This is a genomic window from Enterobacter sp. ENT02 (assembly GCF_019219165.1).
Classification (GTDB): domain Bacteria; phylum Pseudomonadota; class Gammaproteobacteria; order Enterobacterales; family Enterobacteriaceae; genus Enterobacter; species Enterobacter mori.
This window is the reverse complement of the sequence record NZ_JAHUWD010000002.1, coordinates 156,005-170,421: the sequence shown is the minus strand read 5'-3', so window position 1 is coordinate 170,421 and position 14,417 is coordinate 156,005. Positions and strand designations below refer to the sequence as shown.

The following is a 14,417-nucleotide window of genomic DNA, read 5'->3' as shown; positions in this document are numbered from 1 at the left end:
TAATTAAGTTACAAAAAAGTTAACGATTTACTTATCAATAGTTAAATTATGGGTATCTCCATTTTTATACTTTTTTTACACCCTCCCGCCTGATTTTTGCGAAATCTTTGCGCCGTAAATCCTACCTTTAGCACAAATACAAATGTCACCCGGAGGTGGATTGTGAGTGCAGGTTTGATTGCCGGCATTGTGCTGGTGTTCCTGTTATTGGGTTATCTGGTCTACGCCCTGATTAATGCGGAGGCATTCTGATGGCTGCTCAGGCGTTTTTGCTTATCGCCAGCTTTTTACTGGTGTTGTTCGTACTGGCCAGGCCATTGGGAACAGGACTGGCACGGCTGATCAACAACGTAGCCTTACCGGGCACGGGAAGCATTGAAAAAGGGATCTGGCGGGTACTGGGAATAGACGATCGGGAGATGAACTGGCGTCAGTATCTGATGGCCATTTTGCTGCTAAATATCGTCGGGCTGGTTGTTCTCTTCGCCATGCTGATGCTGCAGGGGAGCCTGCCGCTTAATCCGCAGCAGCTGCCGGGCCTGTCCTGGCATCTGGCGCTGAACACAGCAGTGAGCTTTGTGACCAACACGAACTGGCAATCTTATGCCGGTGAAACCACGCTCAGCTATTTCAGTCAGATGGCTGGCTTAACCGTGCAAAACTTCCTCTCTGCGGCAAGCGGGATAGCGGTGATCTTCGCCCTGACGCGTGCATTTGCCCGTCAGAACATTGGCACGTTGGGCAATGCCTGGGTCGATCTGACGCGCATAACCCTGTGGGTGCTGGTGCCTGTGGCACTGTTGATTGCGCTGTTCTTTATCCAGCAAGGATCCCTGCAAAACGTGCTGCCTTATGCCCCATACACCTCACTGGAAGGCGCAAAAGAACTCCTGCCGATGGGGCCAGTGGCATCGCAGGAAGCGATTAAAATGCTTGGCACTAACGGCGGCGGGTTCTTCAATGCCAACTCATCACATCCCTTTGAAAACCCAACGGCGCTGACCAACATGGTGCAAATGCTGGCGATCTTCCTGATCCCCGCCGCGCTGTGTTTTGCCTTTGGCGATGTGGTTAACGATCGCCGTCAGGGGCGCACCCTGCTGTGGGCAATGTCGCTAATCTTCGTGGTTTGCGTGGCGCTGGTGATGTGGGCCGAATGGAACGGTAACAGCCACTTCATGCAGTTGGGTGCCAACAGCAACATCAATATGGAAGGCAAAGAGAGCCGCTTTGGCATTCTCGCCAGCAGCCTGTATGCGGTGGTCACCACGGCGGCGTCGTGCGGGGCGGTTAACGCCATGCACGACTCCTTTACCGCACTCGGCGGCATGATCCCAATGTGGCTTATGCAAATTGGCGAAGTGGTCTTTGGCGGCGTCGGCTCCGGGCTGTACGGCATGCTGCTGTTCGTTCTCCTCGCCGTATTCATCGCCGGTTTGATGATTGGCCGTACTCCGGAATATCTGGGAAAAAAAATCGACGTCCGCGAGATGAAATTAACCGCCCTGGCGATTCTGGTCACCCCTGCCCTCGTTCTGATCGGCACCGCGCTGGCGCTGATGACCGACGCCGGACGCAGCGGCATCTTTAACCCAGGCATTCACGGTTTTAGCGAAGTGCTTTATGCCGTCTCGTCTGCCGCCAACAACAACGGCAGCGCCTTTGCAGGCTTAAGCGCTAACTCACCGTTCTGGAACTGTCTGCTGGCGTTTTGCATGTTCGTGGGGCGTTTCGGCGTGATTGTGCCAGTGATGGCGATCGCGGGAGCGCTGGTGAGCAAAAAAATCCAACCGACCACCACCGGTACGTTACCGACACACGGCGCGCTGTTTATCGGCCTGCTGATTGGCACCGTACTGCTGGTCGGTGCCCTGACCTTTATCCCCGCCCTCGCGTTAGGCCCGGTCGCGGAAACCCTCTCTTTACGCTGATTTTGCGGAGAATTTGTCATGAGTCGTAAACAACTGGCCCTGCTCGAACCGACGTTAGTTCGTCAGGCCCTCATGGATGCGGTGAAAAAACTGAGCCCACGCGTGCAGTGGCACAACCCGGTGATGTTTATCGTCTGGATAGGGAGTTTACTCACCACCGCGCTGGCAGTTGCGATGGGTACGGGGCATCTTCCGGGTAATGCACCCTTTACCGGTGCCATCAGCCTGTGGCTGTGGTTTACCGTGCTGTTTGCCAACTTCGCAGAAGCGCTGGCGGAAGGGCGCAGTAAAGCACAGGCTAACAGCCTGAAAGGGGTCAAAAAAACCGCCTTCGCGCGCAAATTACGTGAACCCAAACACGGCGCACAGATGGACCACGTTCCGGCAGATGAACTGCGTAAAGGCGACGTGGTGCTGGTCGAGGCTGGTGACATCATCCCGTGCGACGGGGAAGTCATTGAAGGCGGCGCATCGGTTGACGAAAGCGCCATTACCGGGGAATCCGCGCCGGTTATTCGTGAGTCTGGCGGTGACTTCGCCTCCGTGACGGGCGGGACGCGCATTCTCTCCGACTGGCTGGTGATCCAGTGCAGCGTTAACCCGGGCGAAACATTCCTTGACCGGATGATCGCCATGGTGGAGGGCGCGCAGCGTCGCAAAACGCCGAACGAGATTGCGCTGACCATTCTGCTGGTCGCCCTGACTATCGTTTTCCTGCTGGCAACCGCGACGCTGTGGCCGTTCTCCGCCTATGGCGGCACGGCGGTCAGCATCACCGTACTGGTGGCGCTGCTGGTATGCCTGATCCCAACCACCATTGGCGGATTACTGTCCGCTATCGGTGTCGCCGGGATGAGCCGTATGCTGGGCGCGAACGTCATCGCCACCAGCGGACGCGCCGTTGAAGCCGCCGGTGACGTCGACGTACTGCTGCTGGATAAAACCGGGACCATCACCCTCGGCAACCGCCAGGCCTCTGATTTCTTGCCGGCACCGGGCGTGGATGAAAAAACGCTCGCGGATGCCGCACAGCTCTCCTCTCTGGCCGATGAAACGCCGGAAGGTCGCAGCATCGTGATTCTGGCTAAGCAGCGTTTCAACCTGCGTCAGCGTGACGTGCAAAGCCTGCATGCCACTTTCGTCCCCTTCACCGCACAGACCCGCATGAGTGGGATTAACATTCAGGACCGAATGATACGTAAAGGCTCCGTTGACGCCATCCGTCGCCATATCGAAGCCAACAACGGTCACTTCCCGCCTGAAGTAGACAAATTGGTCGAAAGTGTCGCCCGACAGGGAGCCACGCCGCTGGTGGTGGCGGAAGGCTCGAACGTGCTGGGCGTGATTGCCCTGAAGGATATCGTTAAGGGCGGCATCAAGGAGCGTTTTGCACAGCTGCGCAAAATGGGCATTAAAACGGTGATGATCACCGGGGATAACCGCCTGACCGCTGCCGCCATTGCCGCCGAAGCGGGCGTGGATGATTTTCTTTCTGAAGCGACGCCGGAAGCGAAGCTGGCGCTGATCCGCCAGTATCAGGCTGAGGGCCGTCTGGTCGCGATGACCGGGGACGGCACCAACGATGCCCCTGCCCTGGCGCAGGCCGACGTGGCGGTGGCAATGAATTCCGGCACGCAGGCGGCAAAAGAGGCGGGCAACATGGTTGACCTCGACTCTAACCCAACCAAGCTGATTGAGGTAGTGCACATCGGGAAACAGATGCTGATGACGCGGGGTTCACTGACCACGTTCAGCATCGCCAACGACGTGGCGAAGTATTTCGCCATCATTCCGGCGGCGTTTGCGGCAACCTATCCACAGTTGAATGCGCTGAACGTGATGCACCTGCACTCCCCGGCATCGGCCATTCTCAGTGCGGTTATCTTTAACGCCCTGATCATTGTCTTTCTTATTCCGCTGGCGTTGAAAGGGGTGAGCTATAAACCGCTGACGGCGGCCGCCATGCTGCGCCGCAACCTGTGGATTTACGGTCTGGGCGGGCTGGTTGTGCCCTTTATTGGTATTAAGGTTATCGACGTGCTCCTGACGCTGTTCGGGCTGGTCTAAAAGGTGAATCAAATGACGATGTTACGTCCCGCTATACTGTTATTTATTCTACTGTCTCTTATTACCGGCGGGCTTTACCCGCTGGTGACCACCGCGCTGGGTCAGTGGTGGTTTGCCGAGCAGGCTAACGGCTCACAGATTATCCAGAACGGAGAATCCCGCGGTTCACGGCTGATTGGTCAGAACTTTACGGACGCGCGCTACTTCCAGGGCCGCCCTTCCGCCACCGCGGAAAGCCCGTATAATCCGATGGCATCCGGCGGCAGCAACCTGGCGGGCAGCAACCCGGAGCTGGATAAAGCCGTTGCAGAACGCGTTGCCGCGCTGCGCGCCGCCAACCCGCAGGCCAGCCGTGACGTTCCCGTAGAGCTGGTCACCACCTCAGCCAGCGGGCTGGACTACAGCCTGACGCCACAGGCGGTGGCATGGCAAATTCCGCGCGTGGCTGCGGCCCGTCAGATGACCATTGAGCAGGTGAGCCAGCTGGTCGCTGAGCATACGCAAAAGCCGCTGGTCAGCTTCATCGGCATGCCGGTAGTGAATATTGTTGAGCTGAATCTGGCGCTGGACGCGCTAAGGAAAAACTAAATGACCGACGAGCCCATGCGCCCGGATCCGGACAGGCTGCTAGAACAGACGGCTGAAGCCCATCGCGGCAAATTGAAAATTTTCTTTGGCGCCTGCGCAGGCGTCGGGAAAACCTTCGCCATGCTGACGGAAGCCCAGCGGCTTCGGGCGCAGGGGCTCGATATTCTCATCGGCGTGGTGGAAACTCATGGCCGTAAAGAGACCGCGGCGCTGTTGAAAGGACTTGCCACACAGCCGCCACGACGTATAAGCCATCGTGGACGGCTGGTCACGGAGTTCGATCTCGATGCCGCCCTCGCCCGCCGTCCTGCACTTATCCTGATGGACGAACTGGCACACAGCAATGCGCCAGGCTCGCGTCATCCGAAACGCTGGCAGGACGTGGAAGAGTTGCTGGAAGCCGGCATCGACGTGTTCACCACCGTTAACGTTCAGCATCTGGAGAGCCTGAACGACGTGGTGAGCGGCGTTACCGGCATTCAGGTGCGAGAGACAGTGCCCGATCCCTTCTTTGACTCCGCCGATGAGGTGGTGCTTGTCGATCTGCCGCCGGACGACCTGCGCCAGCGCCTGCACGAGGGCAAAGTCTACATTGCCGGTCAGGCCGAGCGCGCCATCGAACATTTCTTCCGTAAAGGAAACCTGATTGCTCTGCGCGAGCTGGCCCTGCGCCGTACCGCCGACCGCGTTGATGACCAGATGCGCGCCTGGCGCGACCTGCAGGGGCAAGAACGCGTCTGGCACACCCGCGACGCCATTCTACTGTGCATCGGGCACGGTAGCGGCAATGAGAAACTGATCCGCACCGCCGCGCGGCTTGCAGCGAAATTTGGCAGCGTCTGGCATGCGGTGTATGTCGAAACGCCGCAGCTGCATGCTCTGCCGGAACATCAGCGTCGCGCCATCCTCAGCTCGCTGCGGCTGGCGCAGGAGCTGGGTGCCGAAACCGCCACCCTTTCCGATCCTCAGGAAGATAAAGCCATCCTGCGCTACGCGCGCGAGCATAACCTGGGAAAAATTGTCATTGGTCGTCGCCAACACCGCCGCTGGTTCAGCCGTGAATCCTTCGCCGATAAGCTGGCCCGCCGCGCGCCGGACCTGGATCTGGTGATCGTGGCGCTGGATGACAAGCCCACGCCCCTGCCCAACCGTGCGCCGGATGCCCGCGCCTTTGGTGATAAATGGCGGATCCAGATCCGCGGCTGCCTTGTCGCCGTCGTGCTCTGCGCCCTGATTACCGTGATTGCCAGCCAGTGGCTGATCGCCTTTGACGCCGCCAACCTGGTGATGATTTACCTGCTTGGCGTGGTGGTGGTGGCGCTCTTCTACGGACGCTGGCCGTCCGTACTGGCGACGGTCATCAACGTTGTCAGCTTCGATCTTTTCTTCATTGCCCCGCGCGGAACGCTTGCCGTGTCCGACGTGCAGTACATTCTCACCTTTGGCGTGATGCTCACCGTCGGGCTGGTGATTGGTAATCTGACGGCGGGCGTTCGCTATCAGGCGCGTATTGCACGCTATCGCGAGCAGCGTACGCGCCATCTCTATGAAATGTCCAAATCGCTGGCAGTCGGCCGCACGCCGCTGGATATTGTCCAGACCAGCGAGCAATTTATTCGCTCTACGTTTAACGCCAGTAATCTTATCTTGCTCCCGGACGAGCATGGCAACCTTCGTCCGCTCACCTCCGCCTCCGGCATGACGCCCTGGGATGAAGCCATTGCGCGCTGGAGTTTTGATAAAGGGCTGCCCGCAGGCGCAGGAACGGACACTCTGCCAGGCGTGCCTTATCAGATCCTGCCGCTACGCAGTGCGGATAAAAATCAGGGGCTGGTTATCGTTGAGCCGACCAACCTGCGCCAGCTGATGATCCCCGAACAGCAACGTTTGCTGGAAACCTTCACCCTGCTGGTCGCCAGCGCGCTCGACCGGCTGGCACTCACCGCCAGCGAAGAGCAGGCGCGGCTGGCAAGCGAGCGCGAAAGCATCCGAAATTCATTACTGGCGGCGCTCTCTCACGATCTACGCACCCCCCTCACCGTGCTGTTTGGTCAGTCGGAGATCCTGACGCTGGACCTGGCTGCAGAAGGTTCAAAACATGCAATGCAGGCCAGCGAAATCCGCCAGCATGTGCTAAATACCACGCGGCTGGTGAATAACCTGCTGGATATGGCGCGCATTCAGTCTGGCGGGTTTAACCTCAAAAAAGAGTGGCTCACGCTGGAAGAGGTCGTCGGGAGCTCGCTGAAAATGCTGGAGCCCGGCCTGGGCGGCCGCCATATCGCATTGAACATGCCTGAACCCCTGACGCTAATTCACGTTGATGGCCCCCTGTTCGAGCGTGTGCTGATTAACCTGCTCGAAAATGCCGCTAAATATGCGGGGGCGAAAGCACAGATTGGCATTAATGCCACGGTGAACGCACAAACGCTGCAGCTGGAAGTCTGGGATACCGGGCCGGGTATTCCGGTCGGGCAGGAAAAGGCCATTTTCGAAAAATTTTCGCGGGGTAATAAGGAATCTGCGATCCCCGGCGTTGGGCTGGGTCTCGCTATTTGCGAAGCGATTATTGACGTGCATGGCGGCACCATTTCGGCAGAGCACCGTCCGGAAGGCGGCGCACATTTTTGTGTTACACTTCCACTTGATACCCCACCAGAACTTGATGAATTACCAGAGGATTTGTGATTAACGTCCTGATTGTTGAAGATGAGCTCGCCATAAGCCGTTTTCTGCGTACCGCGCTGGAAGCCGACGGCCTGCGCGTTCATGAAGCCGGTACGCTTCAACGGGGGTTAATTGAGGCCGCAACGCGCAAACCTGACCTGGCGATCCTCGATTTGGGGCTACCGGATGGGGATGGCATCGATTTTATCCGTGAGGTTCGTCAGTGGAGCCAAATGCCGATTCTGGTGCTTTCTGCGCGAACGGAAGAAGCGGATAAAATCGCCGCGCTGGATGCAGGTGCAGACGACTATCTTATCAAGCCCTTTGGCATTGGTGAGTTGCAGGCTAGGCTTCGCGTCGCATTGCGTCGTCATAGTGCAACGACGCCTTCCGACCCGGTGTATACCTTCGGTGACATTCAGGTCGATCTTGCCGCCCGGCGCATCACCCGGGCAGAAGAAGAGATCCACCTCACGCCTATCGAGTTTCGTCTGCTTGCCGTTTTGCTCAACAATCATGGCAAGGTGCTGACTCAGCGCCAGTTGTTAAGCCAGGTCTGGGGACCCAATGCCGTCGAGCATAGTCACTATTTACGCATTTATATGGGACACCTTCGTCAAAAACTTGAAGTTGACCCCGCGCGCCCTCGCCATTTATTAACTGAAACCGGTATCGGTTATCGGTTTATGATTTGAATAACTATTCAAATTAATTTCAAATAAAGAAAACCACCTTCCAAAATAGACATAAAAATAATCCAGTCGTTATTTTACGGATTATTTCCGCCCAATAAAAACACCAAACAAACACAACATTAACACATCATCAACAAAACAGCATTTTGATCTGCGTTATTCATCAAAAACGACTAATTATTTGTGAAATGATCAGTTAACGGTGATCTCGTTCACAGTTAATCGCCATTTCCTGGATAAAATGACCATGCTTTCAATTACTGAAAGGAAAATGAAACATGGAAAACAACAATCGTTTAATGCCCCATATAAGGCGGACAACACATATCATGATGTTTGCCCACCGAAACTGCTTTGACTTTCATCTCTTTAATGCCCGGTAGTCCTTCGACTTCTGGCGCACTCGCTTACAGGTCATCCTTAAACACCTTATTTTACAGGCCATTGCCTGTGATCTCGTGCGCTCACTCATCTTGATTCAGACTCATCCGCACCGGGCGGACTGAATTTCAATCATCAAAAAAGCAATCTACTGATTTTAATCAGCGGTCACCCTTTGCTTTTTTTCCGGAAAATTATCGATTTCTTTCTTGCCAGAAATCGAGGGACGCTTATTACCTAAAATAAAGAGAGAAAGATGAAAAGTTTAAAAATCGCAGCCAGCCGTGCATGTCCGGATTGCTTTACTACCCAGCGTGAACTGGTGGATGTCCGCGCTTCTGATTATATTGATGTTGCCGCCATTGTTCTGGCGGTCACGGATATTGCCAGCGGCATTCTGGACGAAATAGAAGCCACCGGTTTTGGCATTCCTGTTTTTGTCGCGACGCACAAAGAAGAATTCATTCCGGCAGACTATTTATCGCGCATTCATGGCGTATTTGAGTATTCAGACACCAGCAACGATTTTTATGGACGCCAGCTGGAAGCGGCTGCACTGAAGTACGAAACCCAGCTTCGTCCACCGTTCTTCCGCGCCCTGGTCGATTACGTTAAACAGGGCAACAGCGCGTTCGACTGCCCGGGGCATCAGGGAGGACAGTTCTTCCGCCGTCATCCAGCCGGTAATCAGTTTGTCGACTTCTTTGGTGAGACGCTTTTCCGCTCCGATCTGTGTAACGCTGACGTCGCAATGGGCGATCTGCTCATTCATGAAGGTGCGCCGTGCATCGCCCAACAGCATGCGGCAAAAGTCTTTAATGCCGATAAGAGCTACTTCGTGTTGAATGGCACCTCGTCATCCAACAAAGTGGTGCTAAACGCCCTGCTCACGCCGGGCGACCTGGTGCTGTTCGACCGTAACAACCACAAATCTAACCATCACGGTGCCCTCCTCCAGGCTGGCGCAACGCCGGTCTATCTGGAAACCGCGCGCAACCCGTACGGCTTTATTGGCGGCATTGACGCCCACTGCTTTGAAGAAAATTATCTACGTGAGCTGGTGGCAGAGGTAGCGCCTGGCCGTGCACGCGATGCGCGTCCGTTCCGTCTGGCGGTGATCCAGCTGGGTACCTACGATGGCACCATCTATAACGCCCGTCAGGTGGTGGATAAGATTGGGCACCTGTGTGATTACATCCTGTTTGACTCTGCCTGGGTAGGCTACGAGCAGTTTATTCCGATGATGGCCGACTGCTCTCCGCTGCTGCTTGAGCTGAACGAAAACGATCCGGGGATCCTGGTCACTCAGTCCGTGCACAAACAGCAGGCAGGCTTCTCGCAGACTTCGCAAATCCACAAGAAAGACAGCCATATCAAAGGGCAACAACGCTATGTCCCGCATAAGCGGCTGAATAATGCCTTTATGATGCACGCCTCCACCAGCCCGTTCTATCCGCTGTTTGCCGCACTGGACATCAACGCCCGTATGCATGAAGGCCAGAGCGGCCGCAACATGTGGATGGACTGCGTGGTGAACGGTATCGAGGCGCGCAAGCTGATCCTGGAGAACTGTCAGTATCTGCGCCCGTTCGTGCCGGAAACGGTGGATGGACGTCCCTGGGAAAGCTGGGACACGGCGGACATTGCGACCGATCTGCGCTTCTTCCACTTCGTGCCGGGTGAACGCTGGCACGCCTTTGAAGGCTACGCTGAGCACCAGTATTTTATCGACCCGTGCAAGCTGCTGCTGACCACGCCGGGCATCAACGCCCGCACCGGGGAATATGAGGACTTCGGCGTGCCCGCCACTATCCTCGCCAACTTCCTGCGTGAAAACGGCATCGTGCCGGAGAAATGCGATCTCAACTCGATCCTGTTCCTGCTCACGCCTGCGGAGGACATGGGCAAACTGCAGCAGTTGGTTGCTCAACTGGTGCGCTTCGAAAAACTGCTTGAGAGCGATGTTCCGCTAAAAGAGGTCCTGCCTTCTCTCTACAAACAGCATCCGGAGCGTTACGTCGGTTACACCCTGCGCCAGATCTGTCAGGAAATGCATGACCTGTACGCCCGCCACAACGTGAAACAGCTGCAGAAAGAGATGTTCCGCAAGTCTCACTTCCCGCGCGTCATGATGAACCCGCAAGAGGCGAACTATGCCTACCTGCGCGGTGAGGTCGAGCTGGTTTCACTGCGTGACGCAGAAGGCCGTATCGCCGCTGAAGGTGCACTTCCTTATCCACCGGGGGTGCTGTGCGTTGTGCCGGGTGAAGTCTGGGGCGGTTCCGTACTGCGCTATTTTGCCGCGCTGGAAGAAGGCATCAACCTTCTGCCGGGCTTCGCGCCGGAGCTGCAGGGCGTGTACGTCGAGGAGTGTGACGGTCGAAAACAGGTTCGCTGCTACGTCATTAAACAACCCGCAGCTCAGCCATCTCTGCTGAAAGGAGAAAAATTATGAGCAAGTCCAATAAGATGGGCGTGGTGCAACTCACCATCCTCACCATGGTCAACATGATGGGATCCGGGATTATCATGCTGCCCACCAAGCTCGCAGAAGTGGGTACCATTTCGATTATCTCCTGGCTGGTAACGGCAGTCGGCTCAATGGCGCTGGCGTGGGCGTTTGCCAAGTGCGGGATGTTCAGCCGTAAGTCTGGCGGCATGGGCGGCTATGCCGAATACGCCTTTGGCAAGTCGGGCAACTTTATGGCCAACTATACCTACGGGGTGTCGCTGCTGATCGCCAACGTGGCGATTGCCATCTCCGCGGTGGGTTACGGTACGGAGCTGTTTGGCGCGACGCTCAGCCCGGTACAAATAGGGCTGGCGACCATCGGGGTGCTGTGGATCTGCACCGTCGCCAACTTTGGCGGCGCGCGCATCACCGGACAGCTCAGCAGCATCACCGTCTGGGGCGTGATTATCCCGGTAGTCGGTCTGTGCATCATCGGCTGGTTCTGGTTTAGCCCGACACTGTACGCCAACTCCTGGAACCCGCACCACGTGCCGTTCTTTACCGCAGTGGGCTCTTCTATCGCCATGACGCTGTGGGCCTTCCTCGGTCTGGAATCCGCCTGCGCGAACGCGGAAGTGGTAGAGAATCCGGAAAAGAACGTGCCGATTGCGGTCCTCGGCGGCACGCTGGGCGCGGCGGTGATCTATATCGTCTCTACTAACGTGATTGCGGGCATCGTACCGAATATGGATCTGGCAAACTCCACGGCGCCGTTCGGGCTGGCTTTCGCGCAGATGTTCACGCCGGAAGTCGGGAAAGTGATTATGGGTCTGATGGTGATGTCCTGTTGCGGTTCCCTTCTCGGCTGGCAGTTCACCATCGCGCAGGTGTTTAAATCCTCCGCAGATGAAGGTTACTTCCCGAAAATCTTCTCCCGCGTAAGCAAGGCCGATGCGCCGGTGCAGGGCATGCTGGCGATTGTCATCTTCCAGAGCGGATTGTCGCTGATGACCATTAGCCCATCGCTGAACAGCCAGTTCAACGTGCTGGTCAACCTGGCGGTTGTGACAAATATCATTCCGTATATTCTGTCGATGGCGGCGCTGGTGATTATTCAGAAAGTCGCGAAGGTTGATCCACGCAAGGCGCGAGCGGCCAATATCGTGGCGCTGATTGGGGCAATCTACAGCTTCTATGCGCTCTACTCATCCGGCCAGGAAGCGATGCTGTATGGCGCGATGGTGACCTTTATGGGCTGGACGCTGTACGGTCTGGTGTCACCGCGGTTTGAATTGAAGAACAAGCACAGTTAGGTAAAAGCAAAACGGCAACCCAAGGGTTGCCGTTTTTAATGTTTTCTCCCTCTCCCAGTGGGAGAGGGCCGGGGTGAGGGCATCAGCCCGCACCAGAACACTACTTACGCGTTTTTCAGCACTTCGCTGACAATCTCTACCGCTTCTTTCTCAATCTGCTGACGGTGCTCAGCGCCGAGGAAGCTTTCGCAATAGATTTTATACGCATCTTCCGTACCGGATGGACGCGCGGCGAACCAGCCGTTCTCGGTCATCACTTTCAGACCACCGATAGACGCACCGTTGCCCGGCGCCGCCGTCAGACGCGCGGTGATCGGATCGCCCGCCAGGGTGCTTGCGCTGACCATCTCCGGAGAGAGTTTGGACAGAGCGGCTTTCTGGGCAGAGGTCGCGCCAGCCTGAATGCGGTTATAGCTTGGCGCACCAAAACGCTCCGCCAGCGCGTTGTAATGTTCCTGCGGGTTCTTACCGGTGACCGCGGTGATTTCCGCCGCCAGCAGGCACATGATGATGCCGTCTTTGTCAGTTGACCACGGCGTGCCGTCGAAGCGCAGGAAGGACGCGCCCGCGCTCTCTTCACCGCCGAAGCCGAAGCTGCCGTCGTGCAGACCGTCAACAAACCACTTGAAGCCCACCGGCACTTCCACTAGCTTGCGGCCCAGTGCCTCGACCACGCGGTCGATCATCGCGGAGGAAACCAGGGTTTTACCAACAGCCACCTCTTTGCCCCACTGCGGGCGATGCTGGAACAGGTAGTTAATTGCAACGGCCAGATAGTGGTTCGGGTTCATCAGCCCGGCAGGGGTGACGATACCGTGACGGTCATAATCCGGGTCGTTAGCAAACGCCAGGTCGAATTTATCACGCAGCGCCAGCAGGCCCGCCATTGCGCACTCCGAGGAGCAGTCCATGCGGATCGCGCCGTCTTTATCGAGGTGCATAAAGCGGAAGGTCTGATCGACGTGATCGTTCACGATGGTCAGATCCAGCTTGTAATGCTCTGCAATGCGCTTCCAGTATTCAATACCGGAGCCGCCCAGCGGATCCACGCCCAGCTTCAGACCGGCTTTCTGGATGGCCGACATATCGACGATATCCGCCAGCCCTTCCACGAATGGCTGAACCAGATCCTGCTCTTTCACATGACCGGACGCCATGGCGGCATCCAGAGAGATACGTTTAACGCCTTTCAGATCGTCGGCTAACAGGGCATTCGCACGGTCTTCCACCACTTTGGTGACGTTGGTGTCTGCCGGGCCACCGTTAGGCGGGTTATATTTAATGCCACCGTCGTCTGGTGGGTTATGAGATGGCGTAATGACGATACCGTCAGCCTGTGCGCCACCTTTTTTGTTGTGTACGAGGATTGCGTTAGAGACCGCAGGCGTTGGCGTGAAACCGTTGTTCTCCTGAACAATCACATCCACACCGTTCGCTGCCAGCACTTCCAGTACGGAAATAAACGCCGGTTCAGACAGGGCGTGAGTATCTTTCCCCACGTAGCATGGACCGGTAACACCATTTTTGGCGCGCTCTTCCGCGATGGCCTGGGCAATGGCCAGAATGTGCGGTTCGTTAAAGCTATGGCGCGCCGCACTACCGCGGTGACCAGATGTGCCGAACTTCACTGCGTGTTCTGCGTTGCCCACGACCGGCTTCAGCACGTAATACTGCGCGGTCAGTTGAGCGACGTTAATCAAATCGCTTTGTTGTGCAGGTTGGCCTGCACGGCTGTGATTTGCCATTGCCTGGTCCTTTTGATGCAAGGGTTAAATTGTACCGCAAACCTTTTCAATCAATTCCGCCGGGAACTGCATGGACTGCATGATGTGTTCAACCATGCTGCACTTGCGGCCCGTATTGGTATTGGTGATGACCCAGTACGGTGTGCCAGGGACATGTTTAGGTTTGGTTTGATTGCCATTTTGTAACAGCGTCTGTTCGTCGCCCGCGAAATAGACACGGGTGCGACCGTGGAGCGACTCGGTAGCTTCAGCAAACGCTTTGTTATCCAGTGAATGAAGTGTAGACAGCACCAGCATAAAGCGGTTAACCGCCTTTTTCTGCTCTGCGTATTCATCAGAGAGCAGCAGTTCACGTACTGCGCGCACTTTATCTTTTGCCGGTATCACGGCAGGTTTTGCTTGTGCAACAACGCTCGGCTGAGACACGACATCTTTTGTGACAGGGGTAGCAGGCTGTGAGGCGGCGGAAATTTTAAGCATACGCCGTAAAATGTCGGACGCGCTCTCCCCGATATGCCGCGTCTGGCTGGCAATAAACTGATAGAGTTCGTCATCAACTTCGATTGTTTTCATCTTAA

11 protein-coding genes are annotated in these 14,417 nt (G+C 56.3%); 9 read left to right on the top strand and 2 right to left on the bottom strand.

Features of this window, described 5'->3' with window-relative positions; all coding sequences use genetic code 11:
* Nucleotides 1–162: 162 nt before the first annotated feature.
* The 9 genes from kdpF (at nucleotide 163) to potE (ending at nucleotide 12,094) form a co-directional block, all read left to right on the top strand.
* The gene (gene kdpF / locus KW829_RS06740) at nucleotides 163–252 is read left to right on the top strand and encodes a K(+)-transporting ATPase subunit F (RefSeq protein WP_014069365.1); all 90 of its coding nucleotides are present in this window, start codon (nucleotides 163–165) and stop codon (nucleotides 250–252) included.
* Nucleotides 252–1,931, top strand: a complete 1,680-nt coding sequence (gene kdpA, locus KW829_RS06735; protein ID WP_212474200.1) for a potassium-transporting ATPase subunit KdpA — start codon at nucleotides 252–254, stop codon at nucleotides 1,929–1,931. Before kdpF ends, kdpA begins: the two co-directional genes overlap by 1 nt.
* An 18-nt stretch (nucleotides 1,932–1,949) precedes the next feature.
* A complete protein-coding gene (gene kdpB, locus KW829_RS06730; protein ID WP_218307884.1) occupies nucleotides 1,950–3,998 on the top strand; it encodes a potassium-transporting ATPase subunit KdpB in 2,049 nt (682 codons plus the stop codon).
* 12 nt (nucleotides 3,999–4,010) lie between these two features.
* On the top strand, nucleotides 4,011–4,586 hold the full coding sequence (gene kdpC, locus KW829_RS06725) for a potassium-transporting ATPase subunit KdpC (RefSeq protein ID WP_218307883.1): 576 nt from the start codon (nucleotides 4,011–4,013) through the stop codon (nucleotides 4,584–4,586).
* The gene (gene kdpD, locus KW829_RS06720) at nucleotides 4,587–7,274 is read left to right on the top strand and encodes a two-component system sensor histidine kinase KdpD (protein WP_218307882.1); all 2,688 of its coding nucleotides are present in this window, start codon (nucleotides 4,587–4,589) and stop codon (nucleotides 7,272–7,274) included.
* Entirely contained in the window at nucleotides 7,271–7,948 is a 678-nt protein-coding gene (gene kdpE, locus KW829_RS06715; protein WP_218307881.1) for a two-component system response regulator KdpE, read from the top strand. The genes kdpD and kdpE overlap by 4 nt, the downstream gene beginning before the upstream one ends.
* 278 nt (nucleotides 7,949–8,226) lie before the next feature.
* Nucleotides 8,227–8,331: a leader peptide SpeFL gene (gene speFL / locus KW829_RS06710; protein ID WP_003858645.1), complete on the top strand. Its 105-nt coding sequence runs from the start codon at nucleotides 8,227–8,229 to the stop codon at nucleotides 8,329–8,331.
* Between the two features lie 254 nt (nucleotides 8,332–8,585).
* Nucleotides 8,586–10,784 (top strand): ornithine decarboxylase SpeF, encoded by a 2,199-nt coding sequence (gene speF, locus KW829_RS06705; protein ID WP_218307880.1) that lies wholly within the window; start codon nucleotides 8,586–8,588, stop codon nucleotides 10,782–10,784.
* Nucleotides 10,781–12,094, top strand: a complete 1,314-nt coding sequence (gene potE / locus KW829_RS06700; protein WP_010428664.1) for a putrescine-ornithine antiporter — start codon at nucleotides 10,781–10,783, stop codon at nucleotides 12,092–12,094. The genes speF and potE overlap by 4 nt, the downstream gene beginning before the upstream one ends.
* Nucleotides 12,095–12,198: 104 nt before the next feature.
* Here potE and pgm read toward each other — a convergent pair whose 3' ends face one another.
* Nucleotides 12,199–13,839 carry a phosphoglucomutase (alpha-D-glucose-1,6-bisphosphate-dependent) gene (pgm, locus tag KW829_RS06695; RefSeq protein ID WP_218307879.1) on the bottom strand — a complete coding sequence of 547 codons (1,641 nt, stop codon included), beginning with the start codon at nucleotides 13,837–13,839 and terminating at the stop codon, nucleotides 12,199–12,201.
* Nucleotides 13,840–13,863: 24 nt separating this feature from the next.
* On the bottom strand, nucleotides 13,864–14,412 hold the full coding sequence (gene seqA, locus KW829_RS06690; protein WP_010428659.1) for a replication initiation negative regulator SeqA: 549 nt from the start codon (nucleotides 14,410–14,412) through the stop codon (nucleotides 13,864–13,866).
* Nucleotides 14,413–14,417: the final 5 nt, after the last annotated feature.